The organism is Puia sp. P3 (assembly GCF_050632245.1).
In the GTDB taxonomy this organism is placed as follows: Bacteria; Bacteroidota; Bacteroidia; order Chitinophagales; family Chitinophagaceae; genus Puia.
On sequence record NZ_CP192583.1, the window covers coordinates 7,419,643 to 7,436,128 of the forward strand.

The 16,486-nt window shown below is 55.1% G+C and carries 19 protein-coding genes; 9 read left to right on the forward strand and 10 right to left on the reverse strand.

The genetic code is table 11. The features are described from left to right. The first annotated feature begins 159 nt into the window (after window positions 1-159). Window positions 160-2,586 (forward strand): ABC transporter permease, encoded by a 2,427-nt coding sequence (locus ACQ86N_RS46830; RefSeq protein ID WP_431213072.1) that lies wholly within the window; start codon window positions 160-162, stop codon window positions 2,584-2,586. 4 nt (window positions 2,587-2,590) lie between these two features. Here ACQ86N_RS46830 and ACQ86N_RS46835 read toward each other — a convergent pair whose 3' ends face one another. Then, window positions 2,591-2,911, reverse strand: coding sequence for a helix-turn-helix domain-containing protein (locus tag ACQ86N_RS46835; RefSeq protein ID WP_431213073.1), 321 nt, complete (start codon window positions 2,909-2,911; stop codon window positions 2,591-2,593). Between the two features lie 53 nt (window positions 2,912-2,964). After that, the gene (locus ACQ86N_RS46840) at window positions 2,965-4,371 is read right to left on the reverse strand and encodes a sigma 54-interacting transcriptional regulator (RefSeq protein WP_431213074.1); all 1,407 of its coding nucleotides are present in this window, start codon (window positions 4,369-4,371) and stop codon (window positions 2,965-2,967) included. Here ACQ86N_RS46840 and ACQ86N_RS46845 point away from each other — a divergent pair. Further along, the gene (locus tag ACQ86N_RS46845) at window positions 4,358-4,543 is read left to right on the forward strand and encodes a hypothetical protein (protein WP_431213075.1); all 186 of its coding nucleotides are present in this window, start codon (window positions 4,358-4,360) and stop codon (window positions 4,541-4,543) included. The two genes, ACQ86N_RS46840 and ACQ86N_RS46845, sit on opposite strands and share 14 nt — an antisense overlap. Here ACQ86N_RS46845 and ACQ86N_RS46850 read toward each other — a convergent pair. Further along, window positions 4,532-6,130 carry a sensor histidine kinase gene (locus tag ACQ86N_RS46850; RefSeq protein ID WP_431213076.1) on the reverse strand — a complete coding sequence of 533 codons (1,599 nt, stop codon included), beginning with the start codon at window positions 6,128-6,130 and terminating at the stop codon, window positions 4,532-4,534. The two genes, ACQ86N_RS46845 and ACQ86N_RS46850, sit on opposite strands and share 12 nt — an antisense overlap. 150 nt (window positions 6,131-6,280) lie before the next feature. On the opposite strand from ACQ86N_RS46850, the gene ACQ86N_RS46855 reads away from it, so the two are divergent. From ACQ86N_RS46855 to ACQ86N_RS46865, 3 genes are all read left to right on the forward strand, one after another. Then, window positions 6,281-7,156, forward strand: a complete 876-nt coding sequence (locus tag ACQ86N_RS46855) for an alpha/beta hydrolase (RefSeq protein WP_431213077.1) — start codon at window positions 6,281-6,283, stop codon at window positions 7,154-7,156. A 31-nt stretch (window positions 7,157-7,187) separates the two neighbouring features. After that, window positions 7,188-7,772: a Crp/Fnr family transcriptional regulator gene (locus tag ACQ86N_RS46860; protein ID WP_431213078.1), complete on the forward strand. Its 585-nt coding sequence runs from the start codon at window positions 7,188-7,190 to the stop codon at window positions 7,770-7,772. 164 nt (window positions 7,773-7,936) lie between these two features. Next, window positions 7,937-8,185 carry a LytTR family transcriptional regulator DNA-binding domain-containing protein gene (locus ACQ86N_RS46865; RefSeq protein ID WP_431213079.1) on the forward strand — a complete coding sequence of 83 codons (249 nt, stop codon included), beginning with the start codon at window positions 7,937-7,939 and terminating at the stop codon, window positions 8,183-8,185. 80 nt (window positions 8,186-8,265) lie between these two features. On the opposite strand, the gene ACQ86N_RS46870 is transcribed toward ACQ86N_RS46865, so the two are convergent. Together ACQ86N_RS46870 and ACQ86N_RS46875 are read right to left on the reverse strand one after the other, a co-directional pair. After that, a complete protein-coding gene (locus ACQ86N_RS46870) occupies window positions 8,266-8,463 on the reverse strand; it encodes a hypothetical protein (protein WP_431213080.1) in 198 nt (65 codons plus the stop codon). A gap of 208 nt (window positions 8,464-8,671) precedes the next feature. Continuing rightward, a complete protein-coding gene (locus ACQ86N_RS46875; RefSeq protein ID WP_431213081.1) occupies window positions 8,672-9,184 on the reverse strand; it encodes an alpha/beta fold hydrolase in 513 nt (170 codons plus the stop codon). A gap of 485 nt (window positions 9,185-9,669) precedes the next feature. Between ACQ86N_RS46875 and ACQ86N_RS46880 the strand changes: the two genes are divergently transcribed. Both ACQ86N_RS46880 and ACQ86N_RS46885 read left to right on the forward strand, forming a co-directional pair. Next, window positions 9,670-10,353 carry an N-acyl homoserine lactonase family protein gene (locus ACQ86N_RS46880; RefSeq protein WP_431213082.1) on the forward strand — a complete coding sequence of 228 codons (684 nt, stop codon included), beginning with the start codon at window positions 9,670-9,672 and terminating at the stop codon, window positions 10,351-10,353. A 7-nt stretch (window positions 10,354-10,360) separates the two neighbouring features. Next, window positions 10,361-10,669, forward strand: coding sequence for a hypothetical protein (locus tag ACQ86N_RS46885; protein WP_431213083.1), 309 nt, complete (start codon window positions 10,361-10,363; stop codon window positions 10,667-10,669). 171 nt (window positions 10,670-10,840) lie between these two features. On the opposite strand, the gene ACQ86N_RS46890 is transcribed toward ACQ86N_RS46885, so the two are convergent. After that, on the reverse strand, window positions 10,841-11,467 hold the full coding sequence (locus ACQ86N_RS46890; protein WP_431213084.1) for an NAD(P)H-dependent oxidoreductase: 627 nt from the start codon (window positions 11,465-11,467) through the stop codon (window positions 10,841-10,843). Window positions 11,468-11,566: 99 nt separating this feature from the next. Here ACQ86N_RS46890 and ACQ86N_RS46895 point away from each other — a divergent pair, with 99 nt between their 5' ends. Continuing rightward, window positions 11,567-12,448, forward strand: a complete 882-nt coding sequence (locus ACQ86N_RS46895; protein ID WP_431213085.1) for a LysR family transcriptional regulator — start codon at window positions 11,567-11,569, stop codon at window positions 12,446-12,448. Here ACQ86N_RS46895 and ACQ86N_RS46900 read toward each other — a convergent pair. Together ACQ86N_RS46900 and ACQ86N_RS46905 are read right to left on the reverse strand one after the other, a co-directional pair. Then, window positions 12,445-13,677, reverse strand: a complete 1,233-nt coding sequence (locus ACQ86N_RS46900; protein ID WP_431213086.1) for an ATP-binding cassette domain-containing protein — start codon at window positions 13,675-13,677, stop codon at window positions 12,445-12,447. The genes ACQ86N_RS46895 and ACQ86N_RS46900 overlap by 4 nt on opposite strands. After that, the gene (locus tag ACQ86N_RS46905) at window positions 13,620-14,030 is read right to left on the reverse strand and encodes an ATP-binding cassette domain-containing protein (protein ID WP_431213087.1); all 411 of its coding nucleotides are present in this window, start codon (window positions 14,028-14,030) and stop codon (window positions 13,620-13,622) included. The genes ACQ86N_RS46900 and ACQ86N_RS46905 overlap by 58 nt, the downstream gene beginning before the upstream one ends. Window positions 14,031-14,191: 161 nt before the next feature. On the opposite strand from ACQ86N_RS46905, the gene ACQ86N_RS46910 reads away from it, so the two are divergent. Further along, window positions 14,192-14,593 carry a hypothetical protein gene (locus tag ACQ86N_RS46910; RefSeq protein WP_431213088.1) on the forward strand — a complete coding sequence of 134 codons (402 nt, stop codon included), beginning with the start codon at window positions 14,192-14,194 and terminating at the stop codon, window positions 14,591-14,593. 148 nt (window positions 14,594-14,741) lie between these two features. Here ACQ86N_RS46910 and ACQ86N_RS46915 read toward each other — a convergent pair whose 3' ends face one another. Together ACQ86N_RS46915 and ACQ86N_RS46920 are read right to left on the reverse strand one after the other, a co-directional pair. After that, complete coding sequence (locus ACQ86N_RS46915; protein WP_431217879.1) at window positions 14,742-15,653, reverse strand: helix-turn-helix domain-containing protein; 912 nt, start codon at window positions 15,651-15,653, stop codon at window positions 14,742-14,744. Between the two features lie 17 nt (window positions 15,654-15,670). Continuing rightward, entirely contained in the window at window positions 15,671-16,417 is a 747-nt protein-coding gene (locus ACQ86N_RS46920; protein WP_431217880.1) for an SDR family oxidoreductase, read from the reverse strand. Window positions 16,418-16,486: the final 69 nt, after the last annotated feature.

The following is a 16,486-nucleotide window of genomic DNA, read 5'->3' on the forward strand; positions in this document are numbered from 1 at the left end:
GCTCCAGACCAGGACAGACCGGCGGCGGACAGCGTCTGTATCATTTGCGGACAGCGCCACATGTCCGACAACGCAGATACCCGTGATAATGAATGTATTCCCGCACCGGCACTGAATATGCCGTCGGAAGACAGCTACCAACTAAAATCAACTAACCGCATGTTCAAGAGCTACCTAACCAGCGCCTGGCGTATGCTGGTTCGCAACCGCCTGTATACACTGATCAACACACTCGGACTCGCCCTCGGCATCTGCGCCTGCCTCGTCATCTGGGCCATCGTCCGCTATGAGTTCAGTTTCGACTGCGATCACCCCGGCGGCCAGCACGTCTACCGGATCAATTCTTACGAACGACTCCTGAAGGACGAGCCGGAGCATCTGTTGCCTGTCGTGCTGGCGGATATCCCCGGGGCGGTAAAACAGGAGATACCGGGCGTGGAGATTGTAGCCGCTTTTCATGACCTGAATAAGGACTCGGCTCTGATCGTCGTCACCGGCAAACAGACCCGCTACCCCGTCCGCTCAGTCGTCGCGGGGCCGGAATATCTTGATCTCATGGGCTATACCTGGCTGGCGGGCACTGCGCAAACGGCTCTGGCCAACCCTTTCAGCGTCGTATTGACAGAGAGCAGGGCGCGGCAATACTTTGGCGCGGGTCCGCTCGACGGGATCATCGGCAAAGAGATCGTCTACCTGGATAGTCTCCGGGTCAACGTCAGCGGCATCGTCCGCGACTGGCGGGAGAATACGGACTTTCCCTACACCGACTTTATCTCTTCTGCGACGATCGACCACAGCTTCCTCCAGCTGCAGTTTGGACTCGGGCCGACCAGGAACAAATTTCCGGCACTGACATCCACGCTGATAAAGCTGGCGCCCCCGGCAAACCCTGAGAAGGTTCAGACCGCGCTGTCCGCGATCTACCACAGGCACGGCGACGACAAAGGCCTTTATCCGCGCGTCTCGCTGCAGCCACTTGCCGACGTTCATTTCACCGCCCAGGGCTTCGACGACGGGAATATCCGGACCTCGCAGCTGTCCACCCTGTATTCGCTACTGAGCATGGCCGCATTCATACTGATACTGGCTATCATCAACTACGTCAACCTCGCTACGGCACAGTCGCTGACCCGCGAGAAGGAGATCGGCATCCGCAAGGTGATGGGCGGCGGCCGGCTCCACCTTATTCTGCAGCTTTTGACGGAGACCTTTCTGCTGACGGCCGTTGCCGGGCTTATCGCTTTCCTGGCCGCGCGTCCCGTGCTTGCTGTCTTCCACGAATTCGTTCCGAAGCAGCTGAACTTCCGACCCTTTGCGCCGGCCAACCTCCTGTTCCTGGCAGGCATCACCATTACCGTGACACTGCTTGCCGGACTCTATCCCGCGAGGATGCTCTCGGCGCATTCACCGGTAACCACCCTGAAGGGACCGGGCGCACCGCGCGGCGGCGGGAAATATTTGCTGAGGAAAGGGCTGATCGTATTTCAGTTTGCCGTCAGCCTGCTGTTCATCATCGGCACAATGGTCATCGGACGACAGGTAGGGTATATGCTGCACAAGGATTTGGGCTTCCGGTCGGACGCGATCATTCTTTTTGACACGGACGAAGGAAGGGACAGCGCCAGAAAGGTCGCGCTGTTCCAGGAACAGATCCGCCAACTGCCTGGCGTAGCCGACGTCTCACGCTCGAATATGCCGCCTTCCGGAATGGATCGGGGGATCTTTACTATCCGCTATTTCGCGCGAAGCCAGGATCCCATCCGCGTGGAAGCCATTCAGGCGGATGAACACTATATTCCCCTGTACGATATCCGGCTGCTGGCCGGCCGAAACCTTTTTCCCTCCGATACGATGAAAGAGGTCGTGATCAATGAGAGCCTTTCCAAAACGCTGGGCTTCCGGAAGCCTGACGAAGCCATCGGCAAACAGCTGTACACCTGGAACAGAAATGTTTCGATCGTCGGCGTGGTGGCGGATTTCCATAAATATTCCTACAAAGAACCCATCCGGCCGCTGCTGATCGCGGGTATGGCCTGTACCGATCTCGCGGTACGCCTCGATACAAAGGGAAAGTCGGCGCGGGAAGCCCGCGCTGCTATCGCCCGGGTCGAACGGCAATGGAAGACGGTTTACCCGCACAAGCCCTTCGAATACGCATTCTTCGACGAGGAGCTCGCAAAATTTTATAAGAGAGAACAGACGATGGAGTGGCTGCTGAACATCGCAACGGGGATCACCCTTTTGATCAGCTGTATCGGACTGTTCGGCCTGACCCTGTTCACCACCGAACGGCGGACGCGGGAGATCGGCATCCGAAAAGTGATGGGCGCAGACCTGAAGGATATACTTCTTTTGCTTGGCAGGGATTTTATCGCATTGGTACTGATCGCGGTGACGATCGCCTCGGCGGGAGGCTGGTGGCTCACGCAGCGATGGCTGCAGGACTACGCGTACAGGGTCCGCGTTGGCGCCGACGTCTACCTGCTGGCAGGAGGGGCCCTGATGGTCCTCACGGTACTGACCGTCGGGCTGCAGTCGATGAAAGCGGCGATGGTCAATCCGGTGAAGTCGCTGCGCAGCGAATAAAGCGTCAGTATTCCTTTTTGATACCGAGCTTTTTCATTTTCGATCGCAGCGTCGACGGCGGAACCTTCAGTACTTCTGCCGCGCCGCCGGCGCCCCATATCCGGCCATTACACCGTTTGAGCACCTCGATGATATAGTCCCTTTCATTCTCGTGGATCGTCTTCATGTGATAGTTGGGCGTCTCGACCGGGATCTCCTTGCGGTGAACTACGGGCAGCGGGAGGTCTTCGATGAGCGTCCCCTTCGCCAGCAGCACGCCCCTTTCGATCAGGTGCTCCAGCTCGCGGATATTGCCCGGCCAGGTATAGGCCATCATATTCTTCATGGTTTTCTCCGACAGCCCCGTGATCTTTTTGCCCGCCTTACGGTTAAATACGTTTAAAAAATACTGGACCAGGGCGGGGACGTCCTCGATCCGCTCTTCAGCGAGGGCAGTACGATCGGAAAAACATTCAGCCTGTAGTAAAGGTCCAGCCGGAAACGGCCTTCCGCAACCTCCCTCTCCAGATTCCTGTTGGTCGCTGCTATGACGCGGACATCGACCCTGATGGGTAATCTTCCGCCGACGGGCTCGATCTCTTTCTCCTGTAACACCCGAAGCAGCTTTACCTGCAGGTCGACGGGCATTTCGCCGATCTCGTCCAGAAAGATCGTCCCGCCGCTGGCCAGCTCGAACTTGCCGGTCCTTTTCTCCGTAGCGCCCGTGAACGACCCCTTCTCGTGACCGAACAGCTCGGATTCGATCAGCGTAGCGGGCAGAGTGGCGCAGTTGACTTTTACCAGCGGCTTCCGGCTCCGGTGCGAGAGGCTGTGTATCGAATCGGCGATCCTCTCCTTACCCGTTCCGGATTCCCCGAGTATCAGGACAGAGGTGTCGAAAGGCGCTACCTGCGCTATCTGATCGAAAACGCTCAGCAGTAAATGACTGCTGCCGATGATGCCTTCAAATCCGCGGCCGCCCGTATCCACACCGACAAGCGCCGGTGGTGCGGGCTTCTTCGCGGCATATTTTGCCCCGGCAACGGCGCTCCCGACCGTGGCCCGTTCGATGTTCTTCACCAGCGCAGGCTGCAAACGGAGAAGAAGGGAAATATGTTCCGTTGTATAGGTGTCCGGTCTGCGGCTGTAAAAACAAAGGCTGGATATTTCCCCACCGTCCGTCTGCAGGGGAAAGGACAACAGCGACCGCATATGGAAGGTGTTCCTTATCAGCTTTTTCACAGAAGTCCGGTTCGTGACCTTTTCAAAATCCTCGTTGTTGAAGAACGCGGCCTCCGTCTCTTTGCCGGACGCCGTAACGGTCCTGACCAGCTCGCTGTTCGTTATACCCGTGATCGTCAGCAGCTCCTTTATCCCGATGGTCTGGTATTCGTTGAAGCCGATCCTCAGAAAACTGACGGCATTCTCCGGATCCTCGATGCCGACCGTCAGAAAGTCGAAAGGTACCTCCAGCTGAAGGATCGTTCCAGTCCGCAGCATCTGTTCCTTCCAGTCTGAGCTACCGGAAACGGACCTTTCCAGCTGCTGTATCAGATCGGCCTCCCGGCGCCAGCGGGCCTCGCGGCTATGCTCATGACGGTACTGCGCAATTTCCAGCGTGATCAGCAGGTCTTTTTCCCGAAAGGGCTTTACGATAAACCCATAGGGTTCTGTCGTCTTTGCCGCGGCCAGTATCTCCTGATTCGAGTTGGCCGAAAGATAGATAAAGGCGATGTTTTCTTCCGTCAGCTGCCTGCCGAGATCGATGCCGGTGAGATCGCCTTTCAAAAAAATGTCCAGCAGCACGAGCCCTGGCTTTTCTTTTCTCAGGATCTCCTGCGCAGCGACGACCGACCTCGGCAATGCCGCAAACCTCATAGCCGGCCTTTTCCAGCATGATCTGAAGGTCGTTAGCCTCTACGAACTGATCTTCGACGATGAGTACCTTTTTGTTCATTTTTGGGTCTTAATTGGTTGAAACAAATGTTGCGGCTACCGGGCCCGACCGTTTGATACAAAGTTCGGGTATAAACGATATTTTTATTGTGGTACCACTATTATTCCCGATAAAAAATTTGCCGTCCAGGTCATCGGTCAGACCGGCCATCAATCTCATACCCAACGAACGCGTTCTCTCCCCACTGTATTCGTAGGGTATACCGACGCCGTCATCGGCAATGCCCAGCTGATAGCGCAGGGCGTCGGCCTTTTTCAGGGTAATGGTTATTACCCCATCCCTGCCATTGGGAAACGCGTACCTTATCGAATTGGTAATCGCCTCGTTCAGTATCAGCCCCACCGGAACGGCCTGGCTGACGTCCAGCTCGAGCGGATCGATATCATACACGAAGCGTATGCGTTGACCCGTAATATAAACTTCCCGAAGATAAGAGGTCAGCTCCCGGATATAGACTGGCATCTCGATGGAAGCTACGTTCTCCGAATAGTAGAGCTTCTGATGGATGAGCGACATCGCGTGCACCCGGTGCTGACTGTTCTGTATAGCCGCGAGCGCGGTCTCATTATCGATAAAGGCCGACTGCGAGTTCAGCAGGCTCATGACGATCTGAAGGTTGTTCCCGACCCGGTGATGGATCTCCCTCAGCAGCCATTCCTTTTCGTTCAGCAGCTGCTGCAGCTGATCGTTCTTTTGCGTGATCACGCGGCTGCTGCGCCTCCTGATCCTGTTCTGCCAGTACAGGAGACCCGCGATTACCACAGCCGCCGCAATGCCCGAAATGGTCACTATCCGGGTAGTCTTATTTCCAGGCCTGAGATAAGCGGCGATCCGGCCGCTGCTGTCAGGGATATTTTCCGCCGCCTGCCCCGGGAGCCCGGTCAGATAACCGATATTCGCCATTGCGCAGATCTCTCCTTCCGCGATGCCAAGGTCGCGATAGATGGCCGCGGCCTGCTGAAGATCTGCGATCTTTTCCTTAGCGGTCCCGGTCGAGTAACGCGTGTAGATCCCCCTGTATCCAAATGCCCTCGCCTCCGTCTCCTGGTCCCCCGAAGCCCTGGTGATTTCGAGCAACCGGCTGAAAACAGAATCCTTTTTCCCGTGCGCGTCCATCTGGGCATAGACCTTTACAAGCAGACACAGCGCCTGTCCCGCCGCCTTTTGGTCTTTCAGGATCCTGCTTTCCCTCTGGGCTCCGGTCAGAAAGTATTCGATGCTGTCCCTATAGCGGCTATGTCCCCCCGGCTCGAACGCATAATAGGCCGCCAGCAACAACAGTATATTCATGCGCCTTTTCCCCGAGACATGCGGAAGAAGACGAAACGCAACCCCGGGGTCCCTCCGGTCCACCCACTGCGACCGGATTAACAGCGCGGAATCGCCGATGCCTTCCGCCAGTACCGGCAGCCGGCTCAGACCAAGGGTCCGGCTGGCATCCAGCAAACAACTGTCCGGATCGGCCCGCCCATCTTTAGCGAATAAATTGAAACTGGAACCGAGTTGAAGCCTCAGCCACTGCCATGACGGCCCGTCCGCCGGTTGCGGAAATCCTTCAGTGACCAGACGAAGGCAAAGGAGGACACATGTAAGAAATGATCTTTGCATACCTTCCTTTTTATGAATGGTTCATAATAAGCCAAATTCATAAAGGGTATGCCGGAAAACCAGCCCCGAAGGGCCTCCCTAAGTTACCATTTTATTTCGTTGCAGACCGTGACGGACCACGATATTTCGTGGCAATTTTGCTAAAGAAATATGTATAATCAATTGATTGTCAATTGTAAATTCCACGGCATCCGGTTTGACCTTCCCAAAGCCTCAATAGGAGAGTATGGCAGCATCGGGAACGATCTTATTTATAACCGGGACTTTTATCGGCAACAACTGCTGGGACGAGTGGAGAGATTTTTTGAAAACAGGGGATACCGCTGTCTGGCGCCTGCCTGGCCGTATAAGATTGCGCCGTCCGAAGAGTTGCGCAACAGTCATCCGGATCCTGCCATCGCGACGACCAGACTGGTCGATCTACTTGACTATTTCACGACGATCATCAACGCTCTTCCGGAAAAACCGATACTCATCGGCCACTCGCTCGGGGGCCTCATCGTCCAGTTGCTGCTGCAGCGGGGCTTCGGCATAGCAGGGGTCGCCATGCATTCCTTTCCTCCCCTGGGCCTGGGCTACAAGCTTTCCTTCCTTAAGACTGTATGGAAGACGGCGGGGCTCTTCAGCTCCAGAAAGAGATCCTATATGATATCCTTTGAAACATGGAGGTATACGATCGCCAACGAGATGAGTTTCGAACAGCGGAAAGAATTGTACTACCTGTACGCGATACCCGAGTCCAGACAGGTCATGCTGGATATTTTCAGGTCCGTGGCCGGGATCGATTTCGGCAATGCCCACCCGCCATTGCTGTTCACCTCGGGAGGCCGGGACCGTCTTATTCCGGCCGAGCTCAACTACAGGAACTACAAAAAATACAGGATAAGAAATTCGATCGCCCACTATAAAGAATTTAAAGACCGCAACCACCTGGTCTTCGGCTATCCGGCATGGCGCGAAGACGCGGATTTTATTTTCGGCTGGCTGGAGGGGATCAACGGCAACGCATTTTTTAACATTCAATAAGAACAGACCCATGGCTGCAAATACCGTTCTGATGAGGGAGGGCACGCGGGCAAAGAGGATCCTCAGAGACCACGTCTCGAAGATCGTGTCCCTTACAGATGATCAGTTCGACTATTTCTTTTCGCATTTCAGGCCCCAGTGCTACCGGAAAGGCCAGACGATCATCCGGGAAGGCGACAAGGTCAGCTGCGAATACTTCGTGCTCGAAGGCTACCTGAAGTCGTTTTACATCAGCGAAGACCTGAAGATGTTCGTACTGCAGTTCGCCACCCCGGCCTCCTGGGCCTCCGACTACAACGCGTTGTACGATGGCACAAGGGCCACCACCAGTCTGGACTGCATCACGGACGTGGAAGTACTCTGCCTCTCCAGCGGGGACAGGGAAGAGCTGTGCAGCGAGATCAGCCAGCTGGAGCTGTTCTTCCGCTGGCGCATCAACAGGGACTATGTGGCTGCCCAGAAAAGACTGCTGTCGTTTATGAGCAACAACACCAGACACCGCTACGAAGAACTGATCGCCCAGTATCCGCAGCTGCACAACGTCGTACCCAAACACCTGATCGCAGCTTATCTGGGCGTCTCCAGAGAGACGATCAGCCGGCTATATCACGCCTGACTACACTCATAAATAAATAGTATGAACTATCAATCCACCGCAACCGAAGTCCTGCAGCCATTCGCCGGCATCGGCAAGCGAAGTTTTCTGATCTTTAAGGGGAACAAGTACATTACGGTGCCCACAGAAACCATCGCTTTTTTTACATCAAGTATGAATCGACCGTGATCGTCAGTTTCGACAAGCAGGAGCACTCGGTCAACTACTCGCTCGAACAGGTACAGCACCTCCTTTCGGAGCAGCAGTTCTTCCGGCTCAACAGAAAGTTCCTGATCAATTTCAGCGCGATCAAAGAGGTCGAGCACTATTTTGCCCGCAAACTGCTGGTAAAAGCGACCGTGCCGTTTGCAGAAAAACTGCTGGTTTCGAAGGAAAGAGCGAGGATATTTCTCGACTGGCTCGAGAATCGCTGACCCCCGCTCTTCCTATTCACCTAAAACCCGGATCCGCCGGGCCGACATCCGGCGGGATCCTCACTGTAGGTTACGGGGCCTCATTTGGCATAGCCGGCGACCTCGATGACGGCGTCGGCAAATGCCTTTGGCGCCTCCTGAGGAAGGTTATGCCCGATACCTCCCGTAATAGTCCTGTGGACATATTTCCCGGAGAAGAACTTCGCGTATGAGTTTTCGGGCGGGTGGGGCGCGCCGTTGGCATCCCCTTCCAGCGTTATCGTTGGCGCCGCGATCACGGGCAGCTGGCCGAGCTTTTTTCGAGGGCGTCATACTTTGCCTCTCCTTCCGCCAGGCCCAGCCGCCAGCGGTAATTATGGATCACGATATCCACATGGTCCGGATTGTCGAAGGATGCCGCGCTGCGCGCAAACTCCGCGTCGTCGAATTTCCACTTGCGGCGAAGCCAGCTTCCAGATCAGCTTGTTAAAGTCCCCGCGATTCTTTTCATATCCGGCCTTGCCGCGGTCTGTAGCGAAATAGAACTGATACCACCACTTGCAGTTCGGCTGCCGGCGGCAGCGGAGCCTTCGCCGCATCTCTGTTGCCGATGAGATAGCCGCTCACGGAGACCATCGCCCGCACCCGCCCGGGCCACAGCGCGGCGACCACATTGGCCGTGCGCGCACCCCAGTCGAACCCCGCCAGTATCGCCTTGTCTATCTTCAGCGCATCCATCAGATGGATCATATCTTCCCCGAGAGCCGCCGGCTGCCCGTTGCGCATCGTGTCGGCGGAAAGGAATTTCGTTGTCCCATAGCCCCGCAGCCAGGGTATGATCACCCGGTAGCCAGCCGCCGCCAGCAGCGGCGCGGCTTCCGCAAAGCTATATATATCGTAGGGCCATCCGTGCAGAAGAATTACCACGGGGCCATTAGACGGCCCGGCCTCGGCATAGCCGACATCGAGAAGACCCGCATCGATCTGTTTGATAGGACCCAGTGACCAATTGCTGTTCATATTTCCTGTATTTTTTTCCCGGACGGATGCTGCTTTTGCCGATACGGACATCGCGAGATCGGCAGCGCTGATCAACACTGCTGCTGAGCTCAAAAAATGACGGCGACTATAATTCATGTTCTTTCGGATTTTGTAGTGTAAAGTTATCCCCGCGCCAGCCGGCGGCAATGAAGAAACCCGCGGAATAGACCAATTCAGAGGCGAAACGGGCATTTCGAAAGCCGTAATTTCCCGAGACAGGCGGACGTCCTGCAGCTCGCGGAATGGACGACCCTATAAAAGGTAAGCCGCCACACCCTATCTTTATCAAAAAATAGAATGCGGCACGCACACCTGCTGGTCTTCCTGCTCGCCGGCCTCTTCGGGAGGACGCAGCCCCCCACTACAAGGTCTATGCGGTCAGATTCGCCTCCGCCGGCTACCGCTTTCCGATCGCGTCCTGGGCCCTTGGCGGCCCGGAGAACGATAGCGTCAGCATCAACTTCATGGTCTGGCTCATCCGGGGAGACAACGGCAGGAATATCCTCGTCGACGCAGGCTTCCGGCGCGATATGAAAGACTTTCCCGACGCAAAGGAGTTCGCTATCGTTTATAGAACGAGCCCCGACAGCGCTATCGGCGCGCTCGGCGTCAAAGCCGCGGACGTCACCGATATCATCCTCAGCCACCCGCACTGGGATCATATCGACGGGATCAGCCTGTTCCCCAACGCACATATCTGGATACAGAAAGAAGACTTCAGCTATTATGTCGGAGGCGCCTGGCAAAAAGGGGGCAATAGCGGCGGCTACGAGCCACGCGACGTCCGCACGCTTGTCGATCTTAATATGGCCCACCGGCTTACCCTCGTCGAGGGCGATAATAAAGAGGTCATTCCCGGTGCAACCGTCTTCACCGGATCGAGACATACTTACAACTCCCAGTACGTCCTCGTGGCAACCCCCTCCAAAAAGGTCATCCTCGCGTCCGACAATATCTGGGTGTACTATAGCCTCGAACACCTCAGCCCGCCGTCGGAAGGCGGCACACTGGACACGACCGGGTATGTCAACGCCATACGAAGAATGAAGACCCTCGCTACCAGTACCCGGTATATCATCCCCGGGCACGACGCGAAGATCTTCACCCTCTTCCCAAAGGTTACGGACGATATCGTTAGTATTGAATGACCAGCATATGAAACCCCTCTTCAAAACAGCCCTGCTACTGTTGGTCTCCTCCTGGGCCAGCGGTCAGGCCTGCGTCCACACAGACCTGTCAAAGACCCTGACGTTCGTGAGTACGGTGAAAAGGATGCACCGGAATGTCTCTTATGATACTACAGTTGTTACGATCAGGATCATCGACAAGTCAAATGGGAAGACCCTCCAGGAGATGACTTTTGTCAGTGATGAGATTTATGTCGAAGACTACTCGCACTGCCGCATGGTCAGATCGTACAGCACGCGAAAAAATATCAAAAGAGAGATCATTGACAAAGGATAAAAAATTCGTCCTTGATCGTTATCTGACCGACAGTGTATACAGTTTCCCCAGAGTGATCGACCGTCGCCGGCAAACGATCACGACATGGGTACGGGCCGGAGTGAGAAATTCCGAGACCACATAGCACCTTGATATTCGAACGAACAGGTGGTCCCGCGTCAGGCGTCGCCTCTACCAGGCCCTTTCGGCGGCACACGCGCTCTGTGAAGGAACAAACACCCTGTCCAGGTGTTCCTCATATCGCTGCATATCCCTCACGACCTGCGGGTTCTTCTCCACGTCGTGAAAATGGATCCCCTCCAGTGGCTGCATCCCCGTAAAAGCATTCATCCGGTGAAACCCGTACAGTACGCCGTCGTCGACGCTCCGCCCGTTGAAGAATTCGCCGGGCAGCGTAAATGCCGTTTCGGGGGCATTCCACGAACTCGTCACCATATACCTCCTCCCATGAAGCGAACCCCCGGTGCCATAGTTGATCGCCGGATTCTTCGACGACCGGCCGTCGCTCAGATAGATGCCCTTCCGATAGCCCGCGCTGAACACTTCGTCGATATATTTCTTCAGGCCATACGGCACCTGAAACCACCATATCGGCGTGTGATAGATGATGGTGTCGGCCCAGACATAATTTTCGACTTCCTTCTCTGCGTCATAGGGCTCGTTGATGTCGGTTGACCGGACCTCGTAGCCCGGGCGCGAGGAAAAATATTGTATAGTTGCTTCGAACAGGGTCCTGTTGAAACGGCCTCCGGAGTGTTCGAATACCTGTCCTCCGTTGATGATGAATATCCTTTCCATTGTTGATGATTTTTTGAATGACACAAAATTAGACCCTGTCCATCTAACAGTAAAATAGGATAAGTTATACATTTGCATCATAATTATAATAGATAGAAAATGGTCAATCTGGAATGGTTTCGCACCTTTAAAGCCATCTACGAGACGGGCAGCCTGACCGGCGCGGCGGAAGCGCTGTATGTTTCACAACCGGGCGTAAGCCTTCACCTGAGCTCGCTGGAGAACTACGTTGGATGCAAACTCTTCGACCGGTCTTCCCGGCGGATGGTGTCTACCGAGCGAGGTAAGATCCTCTACAACTATATACAGGAAGCCATCGGCAAGCTGGAAGAGGCGGAACAGCATTTTCACAAAAGCGCCGAGGCGGAACGGCCGACGATCAGCATCGGGATGTGCTTCGAGACCTTCCAGTTCACGCTGGAGTCCTATCTCCCGTCGCTACCTTTCAACGTCATCATAAAATTTGGGGAATATCCCGAAATGCTCGACGACCTGGACTCCGGCGTTCTCGACATGATCATTACCCCGCAAAAGGGGGATCAGAAAGGCCTCGAATACGAGCCCTTCTTTAAGGAACGGATCGTGGTCATCGGCGGCTCAAAGACCGATATCCGCACCATCCAGCGGCTCATTAAAAGCAAAGACAACTGCGCCATCCACGAATGGCTGAAAAAACAGACCTGGTACGGCACCGCCGGCGACATGGAGGGTTTACGCCGGTTTTGGCACACCAATTTCGGTATCCGTCCCGACTTCAAGCCCAATTTCATCGTTCCAAATCTGAGCTCGATCATCCGCTGCCTCAGCAAAGGATCCGGCGTGGCCGTCCTCCCGGATTTCCTTTCCAAAAGGAGATGGCCGCCGGCAATATCAGGCATATATGGGAAGGCAATAACCCCATCGAGAATACCCTCTATTTTGGCTCCCGCAAAAAGACCATGTACAGCGCAGAGATCGGAAAGATCAAAGAGATCTTTTTAAAGGAAATGATCTAGGCTGACACCGGCCTCCTGCAGGAAACACTCGTCGTGTGACACCACCACGAGCGTCCCGCGGTACTCGTTGATCGCCGCCGTGAGGATCTCAATATTCTGAATGTCGAGATTATTCGTCGGCTCGTCCAGGACGATCATATCCGGAGACTGCGCCCCTATCGTGAGGCAGCAGAGGCAAAGCCGCATCTTCTCGCCGCCGCTGAGCACTCCGCAGGGTTTTTCCCAGTGATCCGGACCGAAGAGAAACCTCGCCAGCCGGCTCTTTATCTCGTGCTCCCGCAGCCCGCTGTTGTTAAAGGCTCGTGCCTGTTCAGCGACGGTAAGCCTGTCGCCGATCAGCGAATAGTCCTGATCGATATAGACCGATGCAAACCCGGCTTTCGCGATGCTGCCTTCCGACGGCTGCAGGTCGCCAAGGACCATCCTGATCAGGGTAGTTTTGCCTGAGCCATTTGCGCCCCTGATAGCCAGACGCTGCCCGCTGACGATCTCGAGGTCCGGGGGCTGCGACCAAAGGCGGCGCCCGCCGAAGACAAAATTGACGCCGGAGATACTAACGAGCACCTTCCCCCTGTGCAGGGCTGGGTCGCCAAAGCCGAACCGCATCTTGTCCTTATCGGGCAGTTCCTTTCTCAGCTGGTCCAGCTGCCGTTCGATGGATCCTGTCTTTTCCGCATGGACATCCTTCATACGAGCCGTGCTTTTCTCCGCATTGTTGCGGAATGTATTCATGGAAATGGTGGGAAGGCCGGCCTTCTCCTGCTTCTTCTTCCCCCGGACGTCCAGCCGCTGCTGCCGCTGTATGGCTTCCCTCTCTGCCTCCTTCGCCTTTCTGAGCGCCTTCTCCCGGCCCCTGATATCCCGATCCAGCGCATCAAGGGCGATCCCTTTCTGTTCAATATAGAGATCATAGTTGCCACCGTACACCGTTATACCGCTCCTGCCGACCTCTGCGACCCTGCTCAACAGATTCAACAGCGTTCGGTCATGGCTTACCACGACAAGCGTGTTCTTCGTCGTCCGGATATAGTCGTAAAGGATAGTCCGCCCATCGGTGTCGAGATGATTGCTCGGTTCGTCCAGCAGGACGGTCTCCGCGCTATGGATCGTGATCCCCGCCAGCAGGACCCTTGTTTTCTGTCCCCCGCTGAGGCCGCTCATAGGCTGATCCGGATGCACGCCGCCGACCCCCCACTGGCCGAAGGCTTCCGGCAACGCTCCTCCAGCGTCCAGTCGTCACCGAGCAGCAGCAGATTGCCGTCGCTGACGTCGCCCGCGAGTATTCCGCGCAGGGCTTTCAGCTTCCTGTCGATTCCCATCGCTTGTGCGACGGTATGGTCATTGAACTGACCAACTATCTGCGGTACATAATATGGCCTGACAGCAGCAACCACGACGCCTTCCGAAGGCTGCAGTTCACCCGCCATTATCCTGAGCAGCGTGGACTTGCCGACGCCGTTGTTGCCTACCAGCGCCACCTGTTCCTGGCTGCCGACGACAAGATCGATACCCGTAAACAATATATCTTTATTGGGATGCGCATACGCAACGCCTTGAAGACTAAGCATAATTTCTTTTTCGATAAAGGAAAATAATGACGCTCTGCGCTGAGAGTCTGTTGATTATCTGGTAAAAAGAAATTATCTATTACATTAATGCGTTGCTTTTATAGAGGACACAAAACTAGGAATATTTCCCGGACCGTCCTAACTTTAAGAAACCTAACGCCATGCTACAATTACTCCTGACATTAATCACCTTTACCATGACATCCATAACAGCCACCAGGCTCGACGGGACCTGGATTCCCGTCAAACAGGAAATAGGAGGCACCGTCCTGCCCGCCACCGCCTTTGAGAAGCAAAGGTTGATCATCAGCGACAGCAACTACGCCTTTGTCGCCGAAAGCGTTGACAAAGGGGTCGTAAAATACCAGGACGACAAAATGGACATCTATGGAAAGGAAGGCGTAAACATCGGCAAACATTTTACCGCCCGCTACAAATACGACAAGGACGAGCTGACGGTCTGCTATAACCTCTCCGGCGACAGTTATCCCGAAAATTTCGAAACACAGGGGAAACACAACCTCTTCCTTTGCGTCTTCAAGAGGGAGACCGCAGCCAAATAGGGAGTCGGCGTACTTACAGTCCAGCCCCGAGCGGATACAGTTGTGCATACTCGGGTGGATATCCAGATTCGAATCCGAAAACGCGACAGGATTGCCGGCGATCATGAAATTCCAGAAGATGACAGGGGACGCACTACTGCAAGTCCTCCTACTTACGAGCGAAACGCCATCGGCGTCTGCTCCGTGTGCTTCTTAAAAAGCTCGAAAAATTCGCCAGGTCCTCGAACCCCAGCGTAAACGCAATCTCAGAGATATTCCAGTCCGTCTGCTTCAGCAGGATCTTCGCCTCCTGCGTCACCCGCTTGCCGATGATCTCGGTCGTAGTCTGCCCGGTGACCTCCTTCAGTACTTTGTTGAGATGGTTGACGTGGACGTTCAGCCTGTCGGCATAGTCTTTCGCGGAACGCAGCGACAGCCGCTGGTGCACCGAGTCTATCGGGAACTGTCGTTCGAGCAGCTCGATAAATAGAGACGAGATCCGCTCGGCAGCATTTTGGGTGGACTTCATCGCGGACAGGGGCTGCAGCTTCTGCCCGTAGTGGATCAGCTCCATCACCAGGTTGCGGAGAAGATCGTATTTGTAGAGATAGTCGCCCTCCAGCTCTCTAAGCATCTTCCGGAAGATATATTCCAGCTCCTCCGTCGCGGTCTTGTCCAGTTGAAAGACGGGCAGCTGGCCGGGCTGAAAGATAGGAAGTCCGTCGAGCTCGATACCCGCCTTGTTCTTCGACAAAAAATCCGCGGTGAAGATACAGAACATCCCTCCTCGGATATTGTCCTGCGGTACCCAGTGATAGGGGATCTTCGGCGTAGCAAAGAGAAGGGCGCTTTCCCTGATGTCGATGACCTTGTCCGCGAACTCCGCCTTGTTCCTGCCCTGCACCAGACTGATCTTATAATAGGACCGTCTGTTGTATGGCATGATGCGGGAGCCCGTTTCCCTGTTGAACAGTTTCTCCGTCTCGAACACATTGAAATGGCCGATCTCTTTGCTGATCCCCGGCGGGAGCGTAGCGGAGGCCTTCCGGTAAAATTCTTCCAGCGAACTGCTTTTGGGCATATTCAAATTTATGAATTTTACAGGCTCTGTCCGCCGGATACTTCGATTCGCTGGGCATTGATCCACCGCGCGTCTTCGGTACAAAGGAAGGCCACTACACCCCCGATGTCTTCGGGCAATCCGGGCCTGCCGAGCGCGGTGACCTCGCTGATATGCTTGTTCACTTCCGGATTGTCGCGCACCATTCCGCCCGAAAAATCCGTCTGTATGGCTCCCGGCGCTACCACATTGACCCTGATCCTCCTCGGCCCCAGCTCGACAGCCAGTATCTTGCTGAAATTTTCGATCGCTGCCTTAAGAGACGAATAAACGCCGAAACGCGGGAGCGTGATCCTCGTCGTTCCGCTGGATATATTGACGATCCCGCCGCCGTCGTTGAGAATCGGCAGCGTCTTCTGCGTCAGGAACAGAACGCCTTTGAAATGAATGTCTACCATCTGGTCGAACTTTTCCTCCGTCACATCGCCGATGAGTGCGTGATAGCCGGTGCCTGCGTTGTTGATCAGGAAATCTAACCTCTCCGCACCGAACTTGCTTTTCAGCACTTCTTTCAGGCTTCCGGCGAACGCGTCAAAACCCGCCACCCGGCTCGTATCCAGCTGCAATGCAGCGGCCCTGCGTCCGGCTTTTTCGATCTGCGCCACCACATCCAGCGCCTCCTCTTTCTTTGTGTGGTAGGTGAGAACTACGTCGATTCCTTTTTCGGCGAGCCTGAGCACCATGTCCTTTCCCAGTCCGCGGCTGCCGCCGGTGACCAGGGCTATCTTGCTTTTTGTTTTCCATTTTGAAGTTTTTTACACCACAAAATTGGCGACTCTTCAAATGATGCATTT

What these genes read in the sequence shown, in the direction of transcription:
- ACQ86N_RS46905 (WP_431213087.1), bottom strand. Translation starts at nt 14,030, where the DNA reads ATGCTTAGTCTTCAAGGCGTTGCGTATGCGCATCCCAATAAAGATATA.
- ACQ86N_RS46880 (WP_431213082.1), top strand. Translation starts at nt 9,670, where the DNA reads ATGGTCTGGCTCATCCGGGGAGACAACGGCAGGAATATCCTCGTCGAC.
- ACQ86N_RS46890 (WP_431213084.1), bottom strand. Translation starts at nt 11,467, where the DNA reads ATGGAAAGGATATTCATCATCAACGGAGGACAGGTATTCGAACACTCC.
- ACQ86N_RS46850 (WP_431213076.1), bottom strand. Translation starts at nt 6,130, where the DNA reads ATGCAAAGATCATTTCTTACATGTGTCCTCCTTTGCCTTCGTCTGGTC.
- ACQ86N_RS46875 (WP_431213081.1), bottom strand. Translation starts at nt 9,184, where the DNA reads ATGAACAGCAATTGGTCACTGGGTCCTATCAAACAGATCGATGCGGGT.
- ACQ86N_RS46830 (WP_431213072.1), top strand. Translation starts at nt 160, where the DNA reads ATGTTCAAGAGCTACCTAACCAGCGCCTGGCGTATGCTGGTTCGCAAC.
- ACQ86N_RS46910 (WP_431213088.1), top strand. Translation starts at nt 14,192, where the DNA reads ATGCTACAATTACTCCTGACATTAATCACCTTTACCATGACATCCATA.
- ACQ86N_RS46860 (WP_431213078.1), top strand. Translation starts at nt 7,188, where the DNA reads ATGAGGGAGGGCACGCGGGCAAAGAGGATCCTCAGAGACCACGTCTCG.
- ACQ86N_RS46845 (WP_431213075.1), top strand. Translation starts at nt 4,358, where the DNA reads ATGTCCAGCAGCACGAGCCCTGGCTTTTCTTTTCTCAGGATCTCCTGC.
- ACQ86N_RS46915 (WP_431217879.1), bottom strand. Translation starts at nt 15,653, where the DNA reads ATGCCCAAAAGCAGTTCGCTGGAAGAATTTTACCGGAAGGCCTCCGCT.
- ACQ86N_RS46855 (WP_431213077.1), top strand. Translation starts at nt 6,281, where the DNA reads ATGTATAATCAATTGATTGTCAATTGTAAATTCCACGGCATCCGGTTT.
- ACQ86N_RS46885 (WP_431213083.1), top strand. Translation starts at nt 10,361, where the DNA reads ATGAAACCCCTCTTCAAAACAGCCCTGCTACTGTTGGTCTCCTCCTGG.
- ACQ86N_RS46835 (WP_431213073.1), bottom strand. Translation starts at nt 2,911, where the DNA reads ATGAAGAATATGATGGCCTATACCTGGCCGGGCAATATCCGCGAGCTG.
- ACQ86N_RS46895 (WP_431213085.1), top strand. Translation starts at nt 11,567, where the DNA reads ATGGTCAATCTGGAATGGTTTCGCACCTTTAAAGCCATCTACGAGACG.